At 64.8% G+C, this 23,758-nt stretch carries 28 protein-coding genes; 13 read left to right on the plus strand and 15 right to left on the minus strand.

From position 1 onward, the window contains the following. Positions 1 to 21 precede the first annotated feature (21 nt). The 4 genes from DM374_RS06265 (at position 22) to DM374_RS06280 (ending at position 5,220) form a co-directional block, all read left to right on the plus strand. On the plus strand, positions 22 to 264 hold the full coding sequence (locus tag DM374_RS06265) for an exodeoxyribonuclease VII small subunit (RefSeq protein ID WP_095159361.1): 243 nt from the start codon (positions 22 to 24) through the stop codon (positions 262 to 264). After that, positions 261 to 1,148 (plus strand): (2E,6E)-farnesyl diphosphate synthase, encoded by an 888-nt coding sequence (gene ispA, locus DM374_RS06270; protein WP_110969082.1) that lies wholly within the window; start codon positions 261 to 263, stop codon positions 1,146 to 1,148. Before DM374_RS06265 ends, ispA begins: the two co-directional genes overlap by 4 nt. Positions 1,149 to 1,338: 190 nt before the next feature. Then, positions 1,339 to 3,234 carry a 1-deoxy-D-xylulose-5-phosphate synthase gene (gene dxs, locus DM374_RS06275; protein ID WP_110969083.1) on the plus strand — a complete coding sequence of 632 codons (1,896 nt, stop codon included), beginning with the start codon at positions 1,339 to 1,341 and terminating at the stop codon, positions 3,232 to 3,234. Between the two features lie 111 nt (positions 3,235 to 3,345). Next, a complete protein-coding gene (locus DM374_RS06280) occupies positions 3,346 to 5,220 on the plus strand; it encodes a TonB-dependent receptor domain-containing protein (RefSeq protein ID WP_110969084.1) in 1,875 nt (624 codons plus the stop codon). Here DM374_RS06280 and DM374_RS06285 read toward each other — a convergent pair. From DM374_RS06285 to nrdR, 12 genes are all read right to left on the minus strand, one after another. Then, complete coding sequence (locus DM374_RS06285; protein ID WP_110969085.1) at positions 5,198 to 6,004, minus strand: cobalamin-binding protein; 807 nt, start codon at positions 6,002 to 6,004, stop codon at positions 5,198 to 5,200. The genes DM374_RS06280 and DM374_RS06285 overlap by 23 nt on opposite strands. Then, positions 6,004 to 6,423, minus strand: a complete 420-nt coding sequence (locus DM374_RS06290; RefSeq protein WP_110969086.1) for an MFS transporter — start codon at positions 6,421 to 6,423, stop codon at positions 6,004 to 6,006. The genes DM374_RS06285 and DM374_RS06290 overlap by 1 nt, the downstream gene beginning before the upstream one ends. Next, positions 6,420 to 7,037, minus strand: a complete 618-nt coding sequence (gene ribA / locus DM374_RS06295; protein ID WP_175653510.1) for a GTP cyclohydrolase II — start codon at positions 7,035 to 7,037, stop codon at positions 6,420 to 6,422. Before ribA ends, DM374_RS06290 begins: the two co-directional genes overlap by 4 nt. Positions 7,038 to 7,174: 137 nt before the next feature. Beyond that, complete coding sequence (locus DM374_RS06300) at positions 7,175 to 7,894, minus strand: substrate-binding periplasmic protein (RefSeq protein WP_404821298.1); 720 nt, start codon at positions 7,892 to 7,894, stop codon at positions 7,175 to 7,177. 39 nt (positions 7,895 to 7,933) lie between these two features. Further along, positions 7,934 to 8,437, minus strand: a complete 504-nt coding sequence (locus DM374_RS06305) for a phosphatidylglycerophosphatase A family protein (RefSeq protein ID WP_110969088.1) — start codon at positions 8,435 to 8,437, stop codon at positions 7,934 to 7,936. Continuing rightward, entirely contained in the window at positions 8,434 to 9,399 is a 966-nt protein-coding gene (gene thiL, locus DM374_RS06310) for a thiamine-phosphate kinase (RefSeq protein ID WP_110969089.1), read from the minus strand. Before thiL ends, DM374_RS06305 begins: the two co-directional genes overlap by 4 nt. A gap of 18 nt (positions 9,400 to 9,417) precedes the next feature. Then, complete coding sequence (gene nusB / locus DM374_RS06315) at positions 9,418 to 9,918, minus strand: transcription antitermination factor NusB (RefSeq protein ID WP_095159371.1); 501 nt, start codon at positions 9,916 to 9,918, stop codon at positions 9,418 to 9,420. Next, positions 9,915 to 10,391 (minus strand): 6,7-dimethyl-8-ribityllumazine synthase, encoded by a 477-nt coding sequence (gene ribH / locus DM374_RS06320; protein ID WP_095159372.1) that lies wholly within the window; start codon positions 10,389 to 10,391, stop codon positions 9,915 to 9,917. Before ribH ends, nusB begins: the two co-directional genes overlap by 4 nt. 90 nt (positions 10,392 to 10,481) lie before the next feature. Continuing rightward, positions 10,482 to 11,573: a bifunctional 3,4-dihydroxy-2-butanone-4-phosphate synthase/GTP cyclohydrolase II gene (gene ribBA / locus DM374_RS06325; RefSeq protein WP_110969090.1), complete on the minus strand. Its 1,092-nt coding sequence runs from the start codon at positions 11,571 to 11,573 to the stop codon at positions 10,482 to 10,484. A 17-nt stretch (positions 11,574 to 11,590) separates the two neighbouring features. Then, positions 11,591 to 12,256, minus strand: a complete 666-nt coding sequence (locus DM374_RS06330) for a riboflavin synthase (protein WP_110969091.1) — start codon at positions 12,254 to 12,256, stop codon at positions 11,591 to 11,593. A gap of 46 nt (positions 12,257 to 12,302) precedes the next feature. Beyond that, positions 12,303 to 13,433, minus strand: a complete 1,131-nt coding sequence (gene ribD, locus DM374_RS06335) for a bifunctional diaminohydroxyphosphoribosylaminopyrimidine deaminase/5-amino-6-(5-phosphoribosylamino)uracil reductase RibD (RefSeq protein WP_110969092.1) — start codon at positions 13,431 to 13,433, stop codon at positions 12,303 to 12,305. A gap of 2 nt (positions 13,434 to 13,435) precedes the next feature. Beyond that, positions 13,436 to 13,900 (minus strand): transcriptional regulator NrdR, encoded by a 465-nt coding sequence (nrdR, locus tag DM374_RS06340; protein WP_110969093.1) that lies wholly within the window; start codon positions 13,898 to 13,900, stop codon positions 13,436 to 13,438. A 109-nt stretch (positions 13,901 to 14,009) separates the two neighbouring features. Between nrdR and DM374_RS06345 the strand changes: the two genes are divergently transcribed. Genes DM374_RS06345 through trxA form a run of 3 tightly spaced genes read left to right on the plus strand, consistent with a single transcriptional unit; the run spans position 14,010 to position 16,025 of the window. Further along, positions 14,010 to 14,459: a YbaY family lipoprotein gene (locus DM374_RS06345; protein ID WP_110969094.1), complete on the plus strand. Its 450-nt coding sequence runs from the start codon at positions 14,010 to 14,012 to the stop codon at positions 14,457 to 14,459. After that, the gene (locus tag DM374_RS06350; protein ID WP_110969095.1) at positions 14,460 to 15,110 is read left to right on the plus strand and encodes a class I SAM-dependent methyltransferase; all 651 of its coding nucleotides are present in this window, start codon (positions 14,460 to 14,462) and stop codon (positions 15,108 to 15,110) included. Positions 15,111 to 15,152: 42 nt separating this feature from the next. Further along, positions 15,153 to 16,025, plus strand: coding sequence for a thioredoxin (gene trxA / locus DM374_RS06355; RefSeq protein ID WP_110969096.1), 873 nt, complete (start codon positions 15,153 to 15,155; stop codon positions 16,023 to 16,025). 116 nt (positions 16,026 to 16,141) lie between these two features. Here the strand turns inward: trxA and DM374_RS06360 are convergent, their stop codons facing one another. Beyond that, on the minus strand, positions 16,142 to 16,486 hold the full coding sequence (locus tag DM374_RS06360) for a hypothetical protein (RefSeq protein WP_110969097.1): 345 nt from the start codon (positions 16,484 to 16,486) through the stop codon (positions 16,142 to 16,144). A 130-nt stretch (positions 16,487 to 16,616) separates the two neighbouring features. On the opposite strand from DM374_RS06360, the gene DM374_RS06365 reads away from it, so the two are divergent. From DM374_RS06365 to DM374_RS06385, 5 genes are all read left to right on the plus strand, one after another. Then, complete coding sequence (locus DM374_RS06365) at positions 16,617 to 17,189, plus strand: DUF2796 domain-containing protein (protein ID WP_110969098.1); 573 nt, start codon at positions 16,617 to 16,619, stop codon at positions 17,187 to 17,189. 47 nt (positions 17,190 to 17,236) lie between these two features. Continuing rightward, positions 17,237 to 17,956: an ABC transporter ATP-binding protein gene (locus DM374_RS06370; protein WP_110969099.1), complete on the plus strand. Its 720-nt coding sequence runs from the start codon at positions 17,237 to 17,239 to the stop codon at positions 17,954 to 17,956. After that, positions 17,956 to 19,221 carry an ABC transporter permease gene (locus DM374_RS06375; protein ID WP_110969100.1) on the plus strand — a complete coding sequence of 422 codons (1,266 nt, stop codon included), beginning with the start codon at positions 17,956 to 17,958 and terminating at the stop codon, positions 19,219 to 19,221. The genes DM374_RS06370 and DM374_RS06375 overlap by 1 nt, the downstream gene beginning before the upstream one ends. Positions 19,222 to 19,232: 11 nt before the next feature. Continuing rightward, positions 19,233 to 19,754: a DUF3299 domain-containing protein gene (locus tag DM374_RS06380; protein ID WP_110969101.1), complete on the plus strand. Its 522-nt coding sequence runs from the start codon at positions 19,233 to 19,235 to the stop codon at positions 19,752 to 19,754. Positions 19,755 to 19,862: 108 nt separating this feature from the next. Continuing rightward, positions 19,863 to 20,543, plus strand: a complete 681-nt coding sequence (locus DM374_RS06385) for an OmpW/AlkL family protein (protein WP_110969102.1) — start codon at positions 19,863 to 19,865, stop codon at positions 20,541 to 20,543. 51 nt (positions 20,544 to 20,594) lie between these two features. Here DM374_RS06385 and DM374_RS06390 read toward each other — a convergent pair whose 3' ends face one another. Together DM374_RS06390 and DM374_RS06395 are read right to left on the minus strand one after the other, a co-directional pair. Beyond that, positions 20,595 to 21,524 (minus strand): NAD-dependent epimerase/dehydratase family protein, encoded by a 930-nt coding sequence (locus tag DM374_RS06390; protein ID WP_110969103.1) that lies wholly within the window; start codon positions 21,522 to 21,524, stop codon positions 20,595 to 20,597. Further along, positions 21,517 to 22,401 carry a sugar nucleotide-binding protein gene (locus DM374_RS06395; protein WP_110969104.1) on the minus strand — a complete coding sequence of 295 codons (885 nt, stop codon included), beginning with the start codon at positions 22,399 to 22,401 and terminating at the stop codon, positions 21,517 to 21,519. Before DM374_RS06395 ends, DM374_RS06390 begins: the two co-directional genes overlap by 8 nt. A 295-nt stretch (positions 22,402 to 22,696) precedes the next feature. Between DM374_RS06395 and DM374_RS06400 the strand changes: the two genes are divergently transcribed. Next, positions 22,697 to 23,740, plus strand: a complete 1,044-nt coding sequence (locus DM374_RS06400) for a Fe(II)-2OG oxygenase family protein (protein ID WP_110969105.1) — start codon at positions 22,697 to 22,699, stop codon at positions 23,738 to 23,740. Positions 23,741 to 23,758 lie beyond the last annotated feature (18 nt).

Raw genomic sequence — 23,758 nt, forward strand, 5'->3', positions numbered from 1 at the left:
ACAGCCACCGAGACAGCCGCCATGGCCCGAAAAAAAGCCGCCATCGATTTCGAGCAATCCCTCGCTGACCTGCAAGCCCTGGTCGAGCGTCTGGAGAACGGCGAACTGTCGCTGGAAGACTCGTTGACCGCCTTCGAGCAAGGCATCCGCCTGACCCGTGACTGCCAGGGCGCCCTGACCCAGGCCGAGCAGAAAGTGCAGATCCTGCTGGAGCGCGACGGCGAACTCGCCGCGGAGCCCTTCGACGCGGAACAAGAACAATGATCAAGGCGTACCAGGACAGTTGCCAGGCCCGTGTCGATGGCGCATTGGAGCATCTGTTCCAACCACCTTCGGTCGAACTGACCCGCCTCTACGAAGCCATGCGCTACAGCGTGATGAACGGCGGCAAGCGGGTCCGCCCGCTGCTCGCCTACGCCGCCTGCGAAGCGCTGGGCGGCGCGGCCGAACAGGCCAACGGCGCGGCCTGCGCGGTTGAACTGATCCACGCCTACTCCCTGGTCCACGACGACCTGCCGGCCATGGACGACGACGACCTGCGCCGTGGCCAGCCGACCACCCACAAAGCCTTCGACGAAGCCTGCGCGATCCTCGCTGGCGACGGCCTGCAGAGCCTGGCCTTCAGCGCCCTGCTCGACCCGCGCCTGAGCCCGCAGAGCGATGCCATCCGCATCGCCATGGTGCAGACCCTGGCCAGCGCCGCAGGCCCTGCCGGTATGGTCGGCGGCCAGGCCATCGATCTCGGCTCGGTGGGCTTGAAACTCGACCAGACCGCCCTCGAATTCATGCACCGGCACAAGACCGGCGCGCTGATCGAAGCCAGCGTGCGCGTCGGCGCACTGGCCAGCAACCGCGCTGGCGAAGCTGAACTGCAGGCCCTGCAACAGTATGCCCAGGCCATCGGCCTGGCCTTCCAGGTTCAGGACGATATCCTCGACGTCGAAAGCGATACCGAGACCCTCGGCAAGCGCCAGGGCGCCGATATCGCCCGTGACAAACCGACCTACCCGGCCCTGCTCGGCCTCGACGCGGCCAAGGCCTACGCCCTGGAACTGCGCGACCAGGCCCTCGACGCCTTGCGGCCGTTTGACGCAGCCGCCGAGCCGCTGCGGGCGCTGGCGCGGTATATCGTCGAACGACGTAACTGACGCGCTGAGCCAATCGCCGGCAACGCCGGCTCCCACAGGTATCGCGTACACCGCTGAACCCTGTGGGAGCTGGCGTTGCCAGCGATGAGGCCCTCGCGCCCAACCGAACACTACACCTGGCCCGCTGAATGGGCAGTCACTCCCCAATGGGGTAAACTTCCGCGTCTTCAAACCTATAACGACTCGCCTGATGCCCACGACGTTTCAAGAGATCCCCCGCGAACGCCCGGTCACGCCGCTGCTTGACCGTGCCGATACGCCAGCCGGCCTGCGTCGTCTGGCCGAAGCCGACCTGGAGAACCTGGCTGACGAACTGCGTCAGGAGTTGCTCTATACCGTTGGTCAGACCGGTGGGCACTTCGGTGCCGGCCTGGGCGTCATCGAGCTGACGGTTGCCCTGCACTACGTCTTCGATACCCCGGACGACCGCCTGGTGTGGGACGTCGGGCACCAGGCTTATCCGCACAAGATCCTCACCGGCCGCCGCCAGCGCATGAACACCCTGCGCCAGAAAGACGGCATCGCCGCCTTCCCGCGCCGCAGTGAAAGCGAGTACGACACCTTCGGCGTCGGTCACTCCAGCACCTCGATCAGCGCTGCGCTGGGCATGGCCATCGCCGCCCGCCTGCGCAACGAGTCGCGCAAGTCCATCGCGGTGATCGGCGACGGCGCCCTGACCGCCGGCATGGCCTTCGAGGCGTTGAACCACGCCCAGGAAGTCAACGCCGACATGCTGGTGATCCTCAACGACAACGACATGTCGATCTCGCGCAACGTCGGCGGGCTGTCCAACTACCTGGCCAAGATCCTCTCCAGCCGTACTTACGCGAGCATGCGCGAAGGCAGCAAGAAAGTGCTGTCGCGCCTGCCCGGCGCCTGGGAAATCGCCCGCCGCACCGAAGAATACGCCAAGGGCATGCTGGTCCCCGGCACCCTGTTCGAAGAGCTGGGCTGGAACTACATCGGCCCGATCGACGGCCACGACCTGCCGACCCTGATCGCCACCCTGCGCAACATGCGCGACCTCAAGGGCCCGCAGTTCCTGCACGTGGTGACCAAGAAGGGCAAGGGCTTCGCCCCGGCCGAGGTCGATCCGATCGGCTACCACGCCATCACCAAGCTGGAACCCGCCGACAAACCGGCCGCGCCGAAAAAGGCTGGTGGTCCGAAGTACTCGGCGGTGTTCGGTCAGTGGCTGTGCGACATGGCCGCCGCCGACGAGCGCCTGGTGGGCATTACCCCGGCGATGAAGGAAGGCTCCGACCTGGTGGCCTTCAGCGAACGTTATCCACAGCGCTACTTCGACGTCGCGATCGCCGAACAACACGCCGTGACCCTGGCCGCAGGCATGGCCTGCGAGGGCTCCAAGCCGGTGGTGGCGATCTACTCGACGTTCCTCCAGCGCGCCTACGACCAGTTGATTCACGACGTCGCGGTGCAGAACCTCGACGTGCTGTTCGCCATCGACCGCGCCGGTCTGGTGGGCGAAGACGGCCCGACCCACGCCGGCAGCTACGACCTGTCCTTCCTGCGGTGCATCCCCGGCATGCTGGTGATGACCCCGAGCGACGAAAACGAGCTGCGCCGCATGCTCAACACCGGCCACCTCTACAACGGCCCGGCGGCGGTGCGCTATCCACGCGGCAGCGGCCCCAACGCCACCATCGAGAACAGCCTCGAACCGCTGGAAATCGGCAAGGGCGTAATTCGCCGCCAGGGCAGCAAAGTCGCCCTGCTGGTGTTCGGCGTGCAGTTGGCCGAAGCCCTGAAGGTCGGCGAAACCCTCGATGCCACCGTGGTCGACATGCGCTTTGTCAAACCGCTGGATGAAGCACTGGTGCTGGAACTGGCCGCCGGCCACGACCTGCTGGTGACCCTCGAAGAGAACGCCATCATGGGTGGCGCCGGTGCTGCGGTCAGCGAATTCCTTGCCCGCGAAGCCGTGCTCAAGCCGGTGCTGCATCTGGGCTTGCCGGACATTTATGTCGAGCACGCCAAGCCGGCGCAGATGCTTGCCGAATGCGGGCTGGATGAGGCCGGAATCGAAGATGCGGTGCGCCAGCGTCTGCAACGGCTGGGCCTTTAAGGGCCTCATCGCCGGCAACGCCGGCTCCCACAGGTTTTGCGAACGCCGCCGAACCCTGGGAGCCGGCGTTGTCGGGACGCCGAATCGCGGCGACAGCAATAGAACTGCCAAATGAAAATCCCCCGCCTTGCACCACTTCTGCTCTGCCTCCCCACCCCGCTCCTCGCCGAACCGCTGAACCGCGACGCCGCCCTGCAACTCCCTGACGTGGTCATCAGCGCCAACCGCCAGGTCGAGGACCGCAGCCAGTCCGCCAGCGCCAGCACGGTCTTCACCCGCGACGACATCGAGCGCTTGCAGCCCAGCAACGTCACCGACCTGCTGACCCGCGTTCCCGGCGTGCAAGTCGCCCGCACCGGTGGCCGCGGCAGCCTGCCGGGGATCTTCATTCGCGGCACCAAGTCGGCCCAGAGCCTGGTGCTGGTAGACGGTCAGCGCATCGCCAACACCTCGTCCGGCGACAGCGGCCTGCAATACCTGGATATCGGCCAGATCGAGCGGGTGGAAGTGCTGCGCGGCTCGCGTTCGGCGATCTACGGCAGCGACGCCATGGGCGGGGTGATCCAGATCTTTACCCGCCGCGGCAACGAGCAGAACCTGCACGCCAATATGCGCCTGGCCGTCGGCAGCCAGCAGACCGTCCAGCGCAGCCTCGGCCTATCCGGCGGCGATGAGCGTACCCGCTTCAGCCTCGGCGCTAGCCTGGATGAAAGCGCCGGCATCAACGACACCCGGCAGTCCTACGCGAGCGACAACGACCACGATGCCTACCGCAACCGCTCCGTCAGCCTGAGCCTGTCGCACCAGCTCGGCGAGAACCTCGAAGTCGGCGCCAACCTGCTGGACAGCCGTGGTCGACGGGAATTCGACAACCCCTTCGGGCGCTACATCGAGGAAACCGGCGCAGTCGTGCCGCAGGCTCCGTACAGCGATTTCACCGTCAGCAGCGCCGGCACCTGGCTCGCCGCCCAGATCACCGAGCAATGGCACAGCCGCGTGGACCTGGCCCACAGCGAAAACCGCGACCGCAGCCGCGACAAACTCAGCAGCCAGTCCGACGTGCTCAACACCTACCGCGACGCCATCACCTGGCAGAACGACCTGAGCCTCAACGACCGGCACAGCCTGATGCTCGGCGGCGACGCCTATGTCGATCGCCTGCACGCCAACGTGAACTTCGCCGAAGACAGCCGCTGGAACCGCGCGGCTTTCGTCCAGCACCGCTACCAAGGCGAACACTTCTCGACGGAACTGGGCCTGCGCCGCGACCACAACCAGCAGTTCGGCGGGCAGAACACCTGGAGCGCCAGCCTGACGCTACCGGTAAACGTCGATAACGATGTGCTGCTGTCCTACAGCGAAGGCTTCCGCGCACCGACCTTCAACGACTTGTATTACCCAGGCTTCGGCAACCCGAACCTCAAGCCGGAACGCTCGAAAAGCTACGAGCTGCAATGGCGCAGTCGGTTGAGCGAGGACAGCCGCCTGGAAACCTCGCTGTACCGCACCGACCTGCGCGACGCGATCATCTTTCGCGACATTCCCTACAACGTCAGCCAGGCGCGGATCATCGGTTTCGAAGCTGCGCTGAAGCAGGACTGGGACGGCTGGCAGAGCCAGTTGGCCGTGGCCCTGATGGACCCGCGCGACCGCGACAGCGGCCACACCCTGGAGCGCCGTACGCGACGCACCCTGAGCCTGGATCTGGACCGGCAGTTCGACCGTCTTGGCCTCGGCGCATCCTGGCAGGCGGTGAGCAGCAGCTACGCCGACGACAAGAACCAGCGCCAGCTCGGCGGCTACGGCCTGCTGGGTGCGCGGGCCAGTTGGCGGCTGACGCCGGAGATTCGTCTGGAACTGAAGGCCGACAACCTGCTGAACAAGGACTACGCCCGCGCCCAGTACAACCACCTCGGCACGGACTACGGCTATCGCGAGGAAGGCCGAACCTGGCTGCTGGCGATCAACTGGACGCCGGCGCTGTAGCCAGCGTTCGGCACAGCTTCGCCGTGGCTTCGATCATCTGACCACTGGGGCGCTCCAGGCCCTTGTCCGGCACCCGCAGCAACTGTCCGGCGCGAACCGCCGAGAGCTGCGACCAGCTTTTCCAGGCGGTCAATTGCGCCGCGTCACTGGCAAGGATCACCTGCGGATCGCGCAACAACACGCTTTCGATACTGACCTGCGGGGCCGGCAGTTGCAGGTCGTCGAACACATTGCGTGCACCACAGACCTTCAAGGCATCGCTGATGATTTGCCCGGCACCCACGGTGTACAGCGGCTTGTCCCAGACCTGGTAGAACACTCGCAATGGTTGTTCGCGACGGTACTGAACGCGCAGCGCCTGTAGCCGGTCGCGCAATTGACTGGCGTATCGACGGGCAACGTCGGCCCGGCCCAGCCGCTCGCCGATGGCTTCGATCTGCGCGATCAGGCTGTCGAGGTCGTGGGGTTCGGCGGTGTACAGCGGGATGCCAAGGCGCTCGAGCTGGGCGCGTTGGGCCGGTGGCACGCTGGCGGGCCAGAGCAGGATGAGGTCGGGCTTGAGGCTGAGCAGGCGTTCCAGGTCGAGTTGCCCGTAACGCCCCACCGAAGGAACCTGCGCCAGGGCCGCCGGGCGTTCGCCGGCATTGAGCACGCCCACCAGCAGATCGGCGGCCTGCAGTTCAACGACGATTTCCGTCAGCGAGGGCGCCAGGCTGACCACCCGTGGCGCGGCTGCCAGTGGCCAGGCGAACACCAGCGCCACCAGCAACAAAAGCGCGCGCATCAGGCGAGTTGGCGAGGAATACGGTAGAGGTAGAGGATGACCACGCTCGAGATCGCCAACAGAATCTGCGGCACCGCCTCCAGACCCACCAGCACCGACAGCGCGGCGATCCACGCCGGCAGGCAGGCGAACAGCATGCCCAGGCGTCGCACCCGCGCCAGTTCGATCCAGGCGGCGGGTTCTTCTTCGGTGTTGAGGGCTTTGCCGGTGGCGATCAGCGCGTGCTTGTAGACAGTGAAGCGCGGCAGGGTCAGGAACATCGACGCCACGCCGGCAATGAACATCGGCATGGCCAGGACCGGGATGACCGGCTCACTGCCACCGAACGCCCAGGAGAACACCAGCAGCGGCGCCAGCGCCACCGCCAGGTACTGCAACCAGGCGATGGTCAGGCGACGACGAACCTGGCTGCGGGTCACGCCCGGCCGGCCTCACCCTGGTGCTCGTTGCCCATCATGTGGCCGAGCTTGCCGGCCTTGGTGGCCAGGTAGTGTTTGTTGTGCGGGTTGTGGCCGGTGTGCAGCGGCACACGCTCGGCGACCACGATACCCATGTCGGTCAGTGCCTTGACCTTGCGCGGGTTGTTGGTCATCAAGCGCAACGAGGTGATGCCCAGGTGCTCCAGCATTGGCCGGCACATGGCGTAGTCACGCAGGTCAGCGGCAAAGCCCAGACGCTCATTGGCCTCGACAGTGTCGGCGCCGCCGTCCTGCAACTCGTACGCGCGAATCTTGTTCAGCAGACCAATGCCACGGCCTTCCTGGCGAAGATAAAGCAACGCGCCACGCCCTTCCCGGGCGATGGCCTGCAGGGCCGCTTCGAGCTGGGAACCACAATCGCACCGCTGGCTGAACAAGGCATCACCGGTCAGGCATTCGGAATGCAGGCGACCCAGCACCGGCTGGCCATCGGCGATATCGCCGAGGCTGAGCACGACGTGCTCGCGGCCAGTGGCTTCGTCGAGAAAGCCGTGCATGGTGAAAGTCGCGAAAGGAGTAGGCAGCTTGGAAGCAGCAACAAAAACGACGGGCACCTTGTGCTCCTGAATATGCATGAAAATTGACGTGGGCCGATTGTAACAGCAGCTTGCCGCACCTGCTTATGCTGAATTACTGGGCCAACAGATCGAAAAGTTCGATACCAAGCCGCCGCGCCATTGCCCCAAAGCCCCTACTTGCCCGACTGATCGAACGGGTATGGCTGCTTCCAGCGCTGGAAAATCGGCTTCAGTTCGCCGCTTGGCACCAGCACGTCCATGCGCTTGTCGAACAGCTCGCGCAGCGCCCGGCCCTCGGGCGTGTTGCCAAATGCCAGGTACAACGGCAGTTCTGCCACATGGGTGCTGCGGAATTGATCCGGGTGCTCGGCATGGCTGCGCACGTATTCCACTTCGGTCTGCGCATCGATATAGAAATCCACCCGCTCGCGCTCCAGCATCGGCAGGATGCCGTCGCGGCGCTGCACTTCGCGGTAATTACCGGTGATGTTGGGCAGGTAGTTCTGATAGTCGTAGCCGCGGACCCAGGACAGGCGGAACTGGCCGAGGGTTTCCAGGGTAGGCCGCGGATGGGTGGCCAGGCCCAGCGCATAGATATGGTCGGAATCGAAATTCCAGCGCGGGTAGAGGTTGTCGTCGTTTTCGGCGGCGTAGGAACCCACCCAGGCGTCCGCCTCTCCGCGTTTGACCAGGCCGACGGCGCGGGTGTACGGCGCGCTGAGCACCGTCACCTTGACCCCGGCAGGCTCGAAGACCTTGCGCAGGACATCCCAGGCCAGGCCGCTGCCGTCGGCGTTGGTGTAATCCAGCCAGCTCTCACTGGCCAGGCGAACCTGCGGCGGCAGCCCTTCGGCAGCAGCGATTCCCTGCATTCCCGCCGCCATGACCAACATCAGCAGCCATTGTCGCCATCCACGCATTGCCGACTCCCTTTAAACCAGACTCCATACCAACACTTGCATCGCCAGCCAGGCGAACACCCCGGCCAGCACATCATCGAGCATGATGCCGACACCGCCGTGCACATGCCGATCGATCCAGCGGATGGGCCAAGGCTTGAGGATGTCGAAAAAGCGGAACATCAGAAAACCTGCCAACAACCATAGCCAACCCTCGGGCACCAGCCAGAGGGTGATCCACATGCCAACCATCTCGTCCCAGACGATGCCTTCATGGTCGTGCACGCCCAAGTCATCGGCGACCTTGCCGCACAGCCAGAAGCCGAACAGCATGGTCAGCCCGAGCATCAGCCAGTAGCCCCAGTCCGGCAGCATCTGCCACAACGGGACGAATGGCAGCGCTACGAGCGAACCCCAGGTGCCCGGGGCTTTGGGCAGCGTGCCAGAGCCGAAGCCGAACGCGAGGAAATGCCAGGGGTTGCGCCAGACCGATGGCGGAACGTTTTCCGCTGGCACCTGATTGGGGTGGTCGGTCACGGTGTCTCCCTGAAATGTTGATACCCGCGCACAGCCGGGGTGATGTCATTGCCTACGGCGTCGTGCAGGCTGACGCCGCTGCCCACCTCCACGCGGCCGACCACGTGCACCGGCCAGCCGGCATCCCGCAGCCCGGCCAGTTCGGTGGGCGGTAGGGTGAAGGCGATCACGTAGTCATCGCCGCCGGTCAGCGCCGCCTGACGGGCCTGATCCAGGCAGAGGAAACCCAACAGCGCCCGACTCAGCGGCAGCCGCTCCAGTTCCAGACGCAGGGCCACGTTCGAAGCCGTGGCGATATGCCCGCAGTCAGCCAGCAGTCCGTCGGAAATATCCAGCGCCGCCGTGGCCTTGTTCCGCAGTGCCTGACCCAGCGCCAATTGCGGCGAAGGCGACCAATAGTGGGACAACAGCGGCTCGGCCAGGGTTGCATCGGCCTGACGCTCGCCCAGCACCAGCGGCAGCGCGCCTGCGGCATTGCCCAGCTCACCACCGACGCAGACCAGATCGCCCGCCCGGGCGCCGCCACGGGTCAGCGCCTGTCCCACGGGAACACGACCGAACACGGTCATGGTCAGGCTCAGCGGGCCGCGCGTGGTGTCGCCACCGATCAGAGTCAGTCCGCACTGGCTGGCCATCCGGTTCAAACCGTGGGCGTAAGCCAGCAACCAGTCGGGACTGACGTCCGGCACGGTCAAGGCAAGGGTAAAGGCAAGCGGGGTAGCGCCCATCGCAGCCAGGTCGCTGGCCGCTACTGCCAGCGAGCGCTGACCGAGCAGGAAAGGGTCGCTGACGGCGGGGAAATGCACCCCGGCCACCAGCGTATCGGTGGAGATTGCCAACTGTTCGCCGGGAGCCGGCGCCAGCAGCGCGCAATCGTCACCGATACCAAGGGCGATGCCTTCGCCACCCTGCGCACAGGGCGCGGCAGCGAAGTACTGGCGGATCAGCTCGAACTCACCCATGGTCAGGCAGCGCCGGGATCAGCGCTTGAACGCCTTCACTTCGGCTTCGCGAAGCCGTGGCGCGAGCTTGTCGAGCACGCCGTTGACGAACTTGTGGCCATCGGTGGAACCGAAGACCTTGGCCAGCTCGATACCTTCGTTGATGACAACGCGGTACGGCACGTCAACGCGCTTGAGCAGTTCCCAGGTAGACAGACGAAGGACCGCGAGTTCGACCGGGTCGAGCTCTTCCAGGGCCATGTCCAGGCAAGGGGTGAGCGCAGTGTCGATTTCGGTCTTGCTTGCCGGAACCCCGTGCAGGATCTCCCGGAAGTAAGCGCCATCGACATCGCTGAAATCGTTATCGACCCGGAACTGCGCTTCGACCTCGTTCAGCGAATGCTTTGCAATGTGCCACTGATACAGCGCCTGGGTCGCGAGCTTGCGGGCTTCACGACGCTTGGCACTTTTCGACGGCTTGCCTGCATCAGCGGGCTGCGGGTCGCGCGGGTTGAAACGATCGCTTTCGTCGCTAATCACTTGGCCTCCAACTGCGCCAGCAGACTGACCATTTCCAGAGCGGACAGGGCAGCTTCAGCGCCCTTGTTGCCGGCCTTGGTGCCGGAACGCTCGATGGCCTGTTCGATCGAATCGACGGTCAGGACACCGAAAGCAACCGGTACGCCGAACTCCATGGACACCTGGGCCAGGCCCTTGGTGCATTCGCCCGCAACGTATTCGAAGTGCGGGGTACCGCCACGGATCACCGCACCCAGGGCGATGATTGCCGAGTATTCACCCTGTTGGGCGACTTTCTGTGCAACCAGCGGGATTTCGAACGCGCCAGGAGCACGGATGACAACGATGTCGCTTTCGCTCACGCCATGACGAACCAGGGCGTCAACGGCACCGCTCACCAGGCTTTCGACGACGAAGCTGTTGAAGCGGCCAACCACCAAAGCATAGCGACCTTTGGGGGCAATGAAGGTACCTTCGATGGTCTTCAGGGACATTGCGGGATTCTCATCTTAAAGAGCCAGGCCGCAAAAACGCGGCCTGTGGGAGTTTTGGTCACGAAAAGAGAGCGGTCAAATACCGCGGGCTCATTCGGAGGGCACGTATTCTACAACTTCCAGATCGAATCCGGATATCGCGTTGAACTTCATCGGCGAACTCATCAGGCGCATCTTGCGCACACCGAGGTCACGAAGGATCTGCGAACCGGCGCCGACGGTGCTGTAGGTGGTCGGCGTCTTGGTCTGGGCATCGCCCGCGCTTTCGCGGATGTGCGCCAGCAGGACGTCGCCGTCCAGCGGATGACCCAGCAGCAACACCACACCGCTGCCGGCATCGGCCACGGCGCTCATCGCCGCGCGCAGGCTCCAGCGGCCTGGCTGTTTGACGAGCAGCAAATCGCGCAGCGGGTCCATGTTGTGCACGCGGACCAGCGTCGGCTCTTCGGCGCAGATCTTGCCGAGGGTCAGGGCCATGTGCACGTCGCCTTCCACGGAGTCGCGGTAGGTGACCAGGTTGAAGCTGCCCAGCTCGCTGTCCAGCGGCTGTTCGGCGATGCGCTGGATGGTGCGCTCGTGGATCATGCGGTAGTGGATCAGGTCGGCGATGGTGCCGATTTTGATGCCGTGCTCGGCGGCGAACACTTCCAGCTCCGGGCGACGGGACATGGTGCCGTCGTCGTTCATCACTTCGCAGATCACACCGCTCGGCTCGAAACCGGCCATGCGCGCCAGGTCGCAGGCGGCTTCGGTGTGGCCGGCGCGGGCCAGGGTGCCACCCGGCTGAGCCATCAGCGGGAAGATGTGGCCGGGGCTGACGATGTCTTCAGCCTTGGCATCCTTGGCGGCGGCAGCCTGTACGGTGCGGGCGCGGTCGGCGGCGGAAATGCCGGTGGTCACGCCTTCGGCAGCTTCGATGGACACGGTGAACTTGGTGCCGAAGCCGGAACCGTTGCGCGGGGCCATCAGCGGCAGCTTCAGGGTTTCGCAGCGCTCGCGGGTCATCGGCATGCAGATCAGGCCACGAGCGTGCTTGGCCATGAAGTTGATGTGCTCAGGCAGGCAGCACTCGGCCGCCATGATGATGTCGCCTTCGTTTTCGCGGTCTTCGTCATCCATGAGGATGACCATTTTGCCCTGGCGGATGTCTTCGACCAGTTCTTCGATGGTGTTGAGCGCCACGCGGCACCCCCTTCTAATCAGGATTTCAGGTAGCCGTTGGCGGCCAGGAAGCTTTCGGTGATTCCGCTGCCTTTGCTCGGCTCGGCGGCTTTGTCGCCCAGGAGCAGGCGCTCCAGGTAACGGGCCAGCAGATCGACTTCGAGGTTGATCCGGCGCCCGGGGCGGTAGTCGGCCATGATGGTCTCGGCCAGCGTATGCGGGACGATGGTCAGCTCGAACTCGGCGCCATCGACCTGGTTGACCGTCAGGCTGGTGCCGTCGACGGTGATCGAACCCTTGTGGGCGATGTACTTGGCCAGTTCCTTCGGTGCGCGCAGGCGGAACTGGATGGCGCGGGCGTTATCGGCGCGCGAGATGACTTCGCCGACGCCGTCGACGTGGCCGCTGACCAGATGGCCACCCAGGCGGGTGGTCGGCGTCAGGGCCTTTTCCAGGTTGACCCGGCTGCCGCTCTTGAGGTCGTCGAAAGCGGTGCAGTCGAGGGTCTCGCGGCTGACGTCAGCCCAGAAGCCGTCGCCCGGCAGCTCGACCGCGGTCAGGCAGACGCCGTTGACCGCGATGCTGTCGCCCAGCTTCACGTCGCTCAGATCGAGCTTGCCGGTTTCGACATAGACCCGCACGTCGCCGCCCTTGGGGGTGATGGAACGGATGCTGCCGATGGATTCGATGATGCCGGTAAACATTGAGTCCTCCTCGAGAACAGGCCACGCCGGGGGCGCAAGCCGCGAATTATACGCCTGGGGCGGGCACAGGGATGGCAGTGACTCGCCAGTCATCGCCTACCGCGCGCATGTCAGTGATTTTCAGTGCCGGGGCGTCGCTCATCCGCGCCAGCGGCCAGTCGAGCAGCGGCCGGGCAGTGGAGCCGAGAAACTTGCCGGCGATGAACAGTTGGTATTCGTCCACCAGGCCGAGCCGGGCGAAGGCACCAGCGAGGCCGGGGCCAGCTTCCACCAGCACTTCGTTGACGCCACGCCGGGCCAGCTCGACGAGCAACTGGCGCAGATCGACCTGGCCGTCGGCACCGGGCAAACGCAGCAGCTCCTGGCCGCTGACGGCGTAACGCGGGTCGTCTTCGGCGGCGGTGGCCACCAGCGCCGGACCGGCCTGGTAGAACGGTGCATCCAGCGGCAGGCGCAGGCGCCCGTCGATCAGCACGCGCAGCGGCGGACGGCTCAGCGCGAGGGCGGCGGTGTCAGCCTCAAGGCCCAGCTCCGCGCCGCGCACGGTCATTCGCGCGTTGTCCGCCAGCACGCTGCTGGCGCTGCTCAATACCACGCTGGAGCGGGCGCGCAAGCGTTGCACCGCCGAACGCGCTGCCGGGCCGGTGATCCACTGGCTTTCGCCGCTGGCCATGGCGGTGCGTCCGTCCAGGCTCATCGCCAGCTTTACCCGCACATACGGCAGGCCGTGTTCCATGCGCTTGAGAAAACCGGGGTTCAGCGCCCGCGCTTCGGCTTCGAGCACGCCACTGGCGACTTCGATGCCGGCGTCGGCGAGGCGCTTGAGGCCGTTGCCGGAGACTTGCGGATTGGGGTCTTGCATGGCCGCGACAACCCGGGCAACACCGGCCTTGACCAGCGCTTCGGCGCAAGGCGGGGTCCGGCCGTGATGGCTGCACGGTTCCAGAGTGACGTAGGCACAGGCGCCGCGAGCCAGCTCGCCGGCCTGGCGCAGGGCGTGGACTTCAGCGTGGGGCTCGCCGGCGCGCACGTGCCAACCTTCGCCGACTACCTCGCCGTCGCGGACGATGACGCAGCCAACCCGCGGGTTCGGGTGCGTCGAATACAGGCCCTTGCGCGCCAGCTCAAGGGCGCGGGCCATGTAGTGAGCGTCGAGCACGGCGCGTTCTGTGGACATGTTCACTCTTTGGAAGGCTCGCGGGCCAGGCGGTCGATTTCTTCGCGGAATTCGTTGAGGTCCTGGAAGCGCCGGTACACGGAAGCGAAACGGATGTAGGCGACTTCGTCGAGTTTCTGCAGCTCGGTCATCACCAGCTCACCGACCACCAGCGACTTGACCTCACGCTCGCCCTTGGCACGCAGCTTGTGCTTGATGTGGGCCAGCGCGGCTTCCAGGCGCTCGACACTGACCGGGCGCTTTTCCAGCGCGCGCTGCATGCCGGCGCGGAGTTTTTCTTCGTCGAAGGGCTGACGGCTGCCGTCCTGCTTGATCAAGCGAGGCAGTACCAGCTCGGCGGTTTCGAAGGTGGTGAATCGCTCACCGCAGGCCACGCATTCGCGGCGGCGGCGCACTTGCTCGCCCTCGGCGACCAGTCGCGAGTCGATGACTTTGGTGTCGTTGGCACCGCAGAAGGGACAGTGCATGGTGGCAGGCAACAAAAAAAGGGAGGGCCATGGTAGCGCATCCGACTGGCAAGACAAGCCAAAGGGGTTACCATCCAGTGAGGAAATACGCCCCCGAAGGAAAAACACCATGTCGTTTCGAGCGCTCGCCGTGCTCGGCTTCGCTACCCTGCTGGCTGCCTGCAGCAGCGAAGCCCCCAAACCCGTACCACCGCAGCCACCGGCCAATCCGGTCGCCAAACACGTTCACGTACCGACGCCGCTGCCCGCCTACCAGCGCGAGCTGAGCGGCAGTTTCAGCAACATCCCCCGCGGTGCCGAAGTTGAGGTCGCCTTGCTGGTGATCGACGAACGCGGTCGCCCGCAGCGCCTGTTGGCCAGCGACACCCTGGACGGCACCGGCCAGGCCCTGCCGTTCCAACTGCGCTTCAACCCTGAAGTCTTCCCCAATGGTGCCCGCGTGGAACTACGCGCCCGCGCCAGCCAGTCCGGCCAGTTGATCCTGCACCTCAAACCACTGTCGGTGACCCGCGCCGAAACCCAGGCCCTCGGCGCCCTGCAACTGGAAAAGGCGCCGTAAATGGCGCCTGTTCACCTGCAGCAGGCGTTGAGTGAGTTGCTGGGCGACGCCCGCCTTGTCGCCAGCGACCTGCCGGACTGCCCGCTGAAACTCTGGCTGATCGACGCCGACAATATGGACCGCGCCTTCAGCCCCGACGAAACCCGCCGCATCCTTGAAGACCCGCCCTACTGGAGCTTCTGCTGGGCCAGCGGCCTGGCCATGGCCCGCTATCTGGCCGAGCGTCCGGAGTGGGTCGAGGGCAAGCGGGTGCTGGATTTCGGCGCCGGTTCCGGCATCGCCGGGATCGCCGCGAAGAAGGCCGGTGCGCTGGAAGTGGTCGCCTGCGACCTCGATCCGCTGGCGCTGCACGCCAGCCGCGCCAACGCCGCGCTCAACGGTGTGGAACTGAGTTACTCCAGCGACTTCTTCGCAGAGGACGACCGCTTCGACCTGATCCTGGTCGCCGACGTGCTTTACGACCGCGCCAACCTGCCGCTGCTAGACCAGTTCCTCAGCCGTGGCCGCCAGGCGCTGGTGGCGGACTCACGGGTGCGCGACTTCCGTCATCCGCTGTACCGGCAACTGGAGACGCTGCACGCACTGACGCTGCCGGACCTGGCCGAGCCCCATGAGTTTCGCCAGGTCAGCCTGTACCACGCCAGCCGCTGAATCCGTATAGTTGGCGCCATACATGCGTTCGCGAGAGTCGAGATGAGTCAGGACAACCCGTACATATTCGATACCACCGTCGCCAACTTCGATCAGGTGGTGATCGCCAACTCGCACCACAAGCCGGTGCTGGTGGATTTCTGGGCCGACTGGTGTGCGCCGTGCAAGGCGATGATGCCGGTGCTGGCGAAGATCACCGAGGAGTACCAGGGCGAACTGCTGCTGGCCAAGGTCAACTGCGACGTGGAGCAGGACATCGTCGCCCGCTTCGGCATCCGCAGCCTGCCGACCGTGGTGCTGTTCAAGGACGGCCAGCCGGTGGACGGCTTCGCTGGCGCCCAGCCTGAGTCGGCCATCCGCGCCCTGCTCGAACCCCATGTGCAAATGCCGCCGCCGGCTGCCGCCGATCCGCTGGAGCTGGCCCAGGCGCTGTTTGCCGACGGTCGCTACAGCGAGGCTGAAGCCACCCTCAAGACCCTGTTGAGCGAAGACAACAGCAACGCCGGCGCGCTGATTCTCTATGGTCGCTGCCTGGCCGAGCGTGGTGAGCTGGGTGAAGCGCAAACGGTGCTGGACGCAGTCAAGAGCGATGAGCACAAGGCCGCGCTGGCCGGTGCCAAAGCGCAACTGACGTTCCTGCGCCAGGCGCAGAGCCTGCCGGAAGTGGCAGACCTGAAAACCCGTCTGGCGCAGAACGCCGAAGACGATGAAGCAGCGTATCAACTGACCATCCAGCAGTTGTCGCGCCAGCAGTACGAAGCAGCGCTGGAAGGCTTGCTGAAACTGTTCAAGCGTAACCGCGGCTATGACAATGGCGTGGCGCACAAGACCTTGCTGCAAGTGTTCGACCTGCTGGGCAATGACCATCCGCTGGTGGGCGTTTACCGTCGCAAGTTGTTTGCTGCCTTGTATTGATCGTTAGAGCCTCATCGCCGGCAAGCCGGCTCCCACAGGGATCGCATGCACTACGCACCTTGTGGGAGCTGCCTTGTCGGGGCGCCGAACCGCAGCGATGAGGCCCTGAAGATCAATCATCCAACCCAGTGATACACCGGCGCATCCGCCCCGCTCTCCACCTTCACCTCACTGCTGTGCCGCAACCGCACCAGCAGCCGCTTGCCCGCTCCGGTACTGCCGGACAGCCCTTCCAGTTGCTCCAGCAATGCCGGCCCGTCCAGCGAACCCGCCTTGCGTAATAGTTCCTTCGCCGCCAGCCACTGCGCATCATCACCCCTCGGCTGCGCCATCGGCGCGGCAGCATTCACCGGCGCCTCGGCCGTCTCCACCACTCGCCCAGCCAGCATGGCCCACTCCGCCGGGTCCAGTTCGAGGGTCAAATCCACCGGCCATTCGCCGATGTGTCCGCGAATTCGCACGTTTCCATCCTCCACACGTCAAGGTCGCCATGCTCCCACGCTCATGAAGGATCGCCAAGGACCCTAGCAACTCGCACTTAACTTGTTATAACATTTCAAAACTTTTCCAAGCCCGCTCCGGAGTCCCGCCATGCGTCGCCTGTTGCTTGCCTTGCCTTTCGCCCTGCTGCCCCTGGCCGTGATGGCCCATGACGACCACGATCACGAGCATGACCACGCTCACGGCAGCCTCGGCGCCCACGAACATGGTGTCGCCCACCTCAACGCGGTACTCGACGGCAACGTCCTTGAACTTGAGCTGGAAAGCCCGGCGATGAACCTGGTGGGCTTCGAGCACGCCGCCGTCAGCGATGCCGACAAAGCCAAGGTCGCCGCAGTCCGCGCGCAGCTTGAACAACCCTTGAAGCTGTTCGGCCTGACCGCCACCGGCAACTGCAAGGAAAGCGACGAAGAACTGGAAAGCCCGCTGTTCGGCGACAAGCCGGCCAAGGATGACGATGGTGACGGCGACGAACACGGCCACAGCGACATCCACGCGCACTACCGCCTGGAATGCGCCAACCCCGAGAAGCTCAAGGCGCTCGACCTGGGCCCGCTGTTCAAGACCTTCCCCGCCACCCAGAAAATCCAGCTACAACTGATCGGACCGAATGGCCAGCAAGGCGTGGAAGTCACGCCCGGCAATGCCACGATCAACTTCTAAATCACCTTTTGCCAGTGAAGCGCCCGGGGTAACCCGGGCGTCCATTTATGAGCCAGGCACTGATTGAACTGACCGACCTGGGCTTCGCCTGGCCGGGACACCCGCCTCTGCTGGACATTCCGGCGCTGCGCCTCGAAGCCGGCGAATCACTGTTTCTCAAGGGCCCCAGCGGCAGTGGCAAGACCACCCTGCTGGGCCTGCTCGGCGGCGTGCAGAAGGCCGACCGCGGCAGCATCCGCCTGCTCGGCCAGGACCTGAGTGAACTGAGCCAGAGCGCCCGCGACCGTTTCCGCGTCGACCACACCGGCTACATCTTCCAGCAGTTCAACCTGCTGCCGTTTCTCTCGGTGCGCGAGAACGTCGAACTGCCCTGCCGCTTCTCCAAGGCCCGCGCCGAGCGCGCCACGCAACGCTTCGGCAGCATCGCCGAGGCCGCCGCCGAACTGCTCGCGCACCTGGGCCTGAAAGACCCGGCGCTGCTTGCCCGCCGCGCCGACAGCCTGTCGATCGGCCAACAGCAACGCGTCGCCGCAGCCCGTGCACTGATCGGCCAGCCGGAATTGGTGATCGCCGACGAACCGACCTCGGCACTCGACGCCGACACCCGCGAAGCCTTTATCCGCCTGCTCTTCGCCGAATGTCGCGACGCCGGTTCCAGCCTGCTGTTCGTCAGCCACGACCAGAGCCTGGCGCCACTGTTTGACCGCCAGTTATCCCTCGCCGAACTCAACCGCGCGGCGCAGCCTGCCAGCGATACGGAGGCCTGATGTACCTGCTTCGTCTTGCCCTGGCCAGCCTGGCCAACCGCCGTTTCACCGCTTTTCTCACTGCCTTCGCCATCGCCTTGTCGGTGTGCTTGCTGCTGGCCGTCGAGCGCGTTCGCACCGAGGCCCGCGCCAGCTTCGCCAGCACCATCAGCGGCACCGACCTGATTGTCGGCGCCCGCTCCGGCTCGGTGAACCTGCTGCTTTATTCGGTGTTCCGCATCGGCAACGCCACCAACAACATCCGCTGGGACAGTTTCGAGCACTACGCCAATGATCGTCGGGTGAAGTGGGCGATCCCGATTTCCCTCGGCGACTCGCACCGCGGCTATCGCGTAATGGGCACCACCGACGCCTACTTCGCCCATTACCAGTACGGCCGTAAACAAAACCTGCAGCTAGCCCAGGGCCGCGCCTTCGCCAGCGACCCGTTCGAGGTGGTGCTCGGCGCCGAAGTGGCCGAGGCCCTGCACTACTCGCTTGGTGACAAGCTGGTGCTGGCCCACGGCGTCGCCGCCATCAGCCTGGTCAAGCACGACGACAAGCCGTTCACCGTGGTCGGCATTTTGCAACGCACCGGCACCCCGGTAGACCGCACGTTGCACATCAGCCTCGGCGGCATGGAAGCCATCCACATCGACTGGCACAACGGCATGCCGGCCCGCGGTGCCGGGCGGGTCAGCGCCGACCAGGCGCGCAACATGGACCTGACGCCTACGGCGATCACCGCCTTTATGCTCGGGCTGAACAGCAAGGTCGCGACCTTCTCGCTGCAACGGGAAATCAACGAATTCCGCAGCGAACCACTACAGGCGATTCTTCCCGGCGTGGCCCTGCAAGAGTTGTGGAGCCTGATGGGGACGGCGGAACAGGCGTTGTTCGTGGTCTCGCTGTTCGTCGTGCTGACCGGGCTGATCGGCATGCTCACCGCCATCCTCACCAGCCTCAACGAACGCCGCCGGGAAATGGCGATCCTGCGCTCGGTGGGCGCCCGCCCCTGGCATATCGGCGGCCTGCTTGTGCTTGAGGCGTTCGCCCTGGCGCTGGCCGGGATCGGCGCCGGGCTGGGCTTGCTGTACGCGGGTATCGCCGTCGCGCAGGGTTACGTGCAGGCCAACTATGGTTTATACCTGCCGCTGGCCTGGCCCAGCAGCCACGAATGGCTGTTGCTCGGCATCATCCTCGGCGCCGCGTTGCTGATGGGCAGCATCCCTGCCTGGCGGGCCTATCGACAGTCACTGGCCGACGGCCTGTCCATCCATCTTTGAGTAACCCTGCAATGCGTCGTGTCCTGCTGCTCCTGCTGTTGATCGCCGCGCCCGTCTGGGCGAGCGAGCCGCGTACCCTGGAATGGCCGCAACTGATTCCGCCAGGTGCGCCGGTGATCACGCCGCAGTTGGCGCCGCTGCACAACCTCTCGCAACTCTCGCAGTTGGGCGATGCGCTGGCCGCCGAAGCGGCGCCAGCGGCTCGTCAGGAGGTGCCGGACGCGCCGGTGGTCAAGGAACTGGACGGCCAGCAGATCAAGCTGCCGGGCTATATCGTGCCGCTGGAAGTCAGCGAGGAAGGTCGCACCACGGAGTTTCTCCTGGTGCCGTATTACGGCGCCTGCATTCATGTGCCACCGCCGCCGTCGAACCAGATCGTGCACGTGTTCAGCGAGATCGGCATCAAGGTCGAGGAGCTGTACCAGCCGTACTGGATCGAAGGACCGATGCGCGTCCAGTCGTCGGCCAGTGAGCTGGCCGAGGCGGGTTACCAGATGGAGGCCGAGAAAATCTACGCCTACGAACTACAATGAATGCCCGCACCCAGGCGCCTTCGCTTTCATTGAGCTGAATCAAAATTCTCGAGACGGTAGCTCCTTAACATTGGGACCAATGAATCCTAATGTCCCCCCGGAGCTTCCATGAACAAGTCTTTGCTCGGCGCCTCACTCGTTGCCCTCGCGCTTGTAGCACCTGCTGCCCACGCCTACCAGGCCGGTGATTTCATCCTGCGCGCCGGTGCCGTCACCACCGCGCCAAACGAAGACAGCGGCGAGCTGAAGTTCGACGGCGTCAAAGCTTCCGGCACCAAAGCGACCCTGACCAGCGACACCCAACTGGGCCTGGCTTTCGCCTACATGCTGACCGACCACTTCGGCCTGGAGCTGCTGGCAGCCACCCCGTTCCAGCATGAAGTTGGCGTGAAAGGCCTGGGCGGCCTGGATGGCAAGGTTGCCGACATCAAGCAACTGCCACCGACCCTGTCGCTGCAGTACTACCCGATGGAAGCCAGCTCGAAATTCCAGCCGTACGCCGGTATCGGTGTGAACTACACCCTGTTCTTCGACGAAGAACTGACCAGCGACCGCAAGGCCCAGGGCTTCAGCGACATGAAGCTGAAGAACTCGGTAGGCCTGGCTGGCCAACTGGGCATGGACTACCTGGTCAACGACCACCTGCTGGTCAACGCCGCGATCTGGTATGTCGACATCAACACCGAAGCCACCATCGACGGCCCAAGCGCTCTGTCGATCGGCAAGACCAAGGTCGACGTAGAAGTCGATCCATGGGTCTACATGGTTGGCCTGGGTTACAAGTTCTAAAGATTCGAAAACAATTGGGGCCGCAAAGCGGCCCCAGTTATTTCTAAGAACTCAGCGCCCCAACAACCGGGCCAGCCCCTCAGCCAGCGGCGTCACCACCGGAAACGCGAAACGCGCCAGCAAGCGCTGATTGTCCGCCCGCGAATGGCGGATATCACCACTGCGCGCCGGCCCATAGCTGACATCGGGTAACCCGCCCAGCACCGTGCGCAGCGCCTCCAGCAACTGATTCAGCGAAGTCGCCTGGTTCAGGCCGATATTCACCGCGCCCTCTTCCACCTGCGCCATCTCCAGCGCCTGCACCATCACCGACACCAGGTCGCCGACATACAAAAAGTCGCGGGTCTGCTCGCCATCACCGAACACGGTAATCGGCCTGCCGCTCACGGCGCGCTCGCAGAAGATGCTGATTACTCCGGAGTACGGCGAAGACGGATCCTGACGCGGCCCGAAGATGTTGAAGAAGCGGAACACCACCGGCTCCAGACCGTGCTGGCGACGATAGAAATCCAGGTACTGCTCGCCGGCCAGCTTGTCCACCGCATAGGGGGTCAGCGGCGCCTTGGGAGTATCTTCGGCGATGGACTGGCCTTCGCCGTTGTTGCCGTAGACCGCAGCGCTGGAGGCAAACACCACACGGCGGATGCCGTTCAGGCGCATGGCCTCGCAGACATTCAGGGTGCCGATGAAGTTGCTCTGGTGAGTCCTGACCGGGTCTTCCACCGAGGCCTGCACCGAGGCCACCGCTGCCAGGTGCACCACCGCACGGCAACCGGCGGCAGCCTGGTTGACCAAGGCGGCATCGGCGACGTCGCCTTCGATCAGTTGCAGGTTCGGGTGACCCAGTTGCAGGTTGTCGCGCCTGCCGGTGGAGAGGTCGTCCAGCACGCGCACGGCATAGCCTTTTTCCAGCAGCGCGTCACACAGGTGCGAACCGATGAAGCCGGCGCCACCGGTAATCAGAATAGGGGCATCAGCCATGACGGTAGAATCGATCCAGTAGGGTCGGCAGGCCGGAGCGCCAGGCGCGCGGCTTGATGCCGAAAGTGTGGAGAATTTTCTTGCAGGCGAGCACCGCATGTTGCGGTTCTTCGCTGGCGTCGGAACGCGCGGCGTGGGCCTGAGGGGTGGGGCTCTCGACCGCCAGCGTGCGCAATTGCGAGGCTTCGCCGAGGATCGCCTGGCCCAGCGCCAGCGGCGTGGTCGCCTCGTTGCCGGCGTAGTGGTAAGTGCCCCACAACGGCGCTGCGCAATCGAGCTGCTTGAGCACCGAGAGAATCACCCGGGCGGCGTCGTCCACCGGGGTCGGATTGCCGCGACGGTCGTCGGCCAGCAGGAGCTCCTGTGCCTGTTCGGCACGGGTCAGGAAGCGGCCGAGAACACCGTCGATGCTGTCGTCGAGTACCCAGCCGAAACGCAGCAACACATGCTGCGGGCAGGTGGCGCGCACACTCTGCTCAATGCGCCACAGCGCCTGGCCACGCAGGCCCAGCGGCACAGGCTCATCCTTCTCGCTGTAGGCGGTGGCGCGCGAGCCATCGAACACCCGGTAGCTGGAAGGCTGGACGAGGATGATGTTGTGGTGCTGACACAGCTCGGCGAGGCGCTCGACCGAGCGCTCCTGCGCGGCTAGCCGCTGCTCGCTGACCGACTCCGCCTGGAACCAGTCGAAGTAGTAGGCCAGGTTGACCAGCGCGTCCGGGCGGGTGTCGTCGAGTAACTGGGTCAGGCTGGCGGTGTCCCAGCCCTGCTCTGGCGGACGCGGCGCGAGAAAGCCGATGTCCTCCTCGGCCCCGAGACGAATCAGCGCTTGCCCAAGGGCATTTCCACCACCCAACAGCATCAGGCGCATTCGCATAACGTTTGGCAGGTCCGCTCAGGTTGATTGAAAAAGAAAGCGCGTAGTTTGCGGCTTCCGCCAAGGGAAGTCCAACCCGCCCCGAGACACAGTGTGTTTAACGACAGGCGCAATAGGCCAGCTTTCCCACACGAATAAATAAGAATTAGCTTACAAATCCAAAAGAACCTACTGACTTCTACGGTTGAAGAAACCGCCTTCAATTAGCGCTAACCGGTTACCTGTCCTGCCGTCAGGAGCCACTCGGGGCGTGGAATGCCCTAAACCCCGCCAGATCGCTAAGGAAGGTTTCTCCATGCAGGACTCCGAAGTCGCCACCCTCTACTTCGATGACGACCAGCTCGACCAACTGCACAAAGCCAGCCAGGACCTCGCCAACCACGGCGGCCCGCAGGTACTCGGCGCCGCGCTCAAGGCCCGGCTCTGGGCCCGCTTGCTGGAGACGAGCCTGAGCCCGCTGCAGCAGGCCATCATCAACCTGTTCGCCGATGGCCGGTTGTCAGTGCTGCTGTTTTCCCGTTTGCTGCCACCGCGCAACGATGAATTGCCCGAGCACTTGCCCGCGCTCGCGACCCTGGAACGGGACTACCCGTGCCTTTATCTCGCCTCGCGCAATCAGGTACTGCTGGAGCTGGTCCACTACCGTGCCTTCGCTTTCGATATCGACAACGACGGCAAACACGTGCGGCTGGTGGGCAATTTCAAGGGTGGTGGCCAGCAACCGCGCCCCGATGAAAATCCCTACGAGACCGTGGAACTCAGTTCCCACGCCGGCCTGCGCCTCGGGCCGCACACCGAGGCGCCGTACCATTGCTCGGTAGTGGCGCGCGACGGCCATTCGCCCGCGCCTTCAGCGTTGATCCTGAGTGCCCGCTGGAACCCGGCGAACGAGTACACCCAGATTGTTCCGCTGCGCAGCGTCATCGAAGGGCTGGGCAGCCTGGAAGTGTTGGCCCTGGCCTCCAACTCCTTCGATTTCACCCGCAGCGAGTGCTTCGTCGACGGCCGCGGCGACGCCGGCCACGCCACCTCCATCGTCCAGTTCGATGAGCAGGGCGGATTCAGCGTGCGCTACAACGCTTACCGTTTTTCCGTCAACGAGCAGGCCAGCGACGCCGCGGCACGGGCGTTCGATGCCTTCAAGGCGCGCCTGGCGCAGACCCCGCCGCTGGAGTTCGTGTTGCAGCCGGACAGCGTTTTGCTGGTCAACAACAGCCGCGCGCTGCATGGCCGCGAGTTGCTGCAAGACAACCGCCGCCTGCTGGTGCGGCTGTTCGGCTATTCACGTTTCGCCCGCCCCCTGGTCATCAAGGAAGACCCGCTGCTGGTTCGCGGCTGAATGCTCTGGAGTTCCTCG

Origin of the sequence: Pseudomonas huaxiensis (assembly GCF_003231275.1) — a bacterium.
Classification (GTDB): domain Bacteria; phylum Pseudomonadota; class Gammaproteobacteria; order Pseudomonadales; family Pseudomonadaceae; genus Aquipseudomonas; species Aquipseudomonas huaxiensis.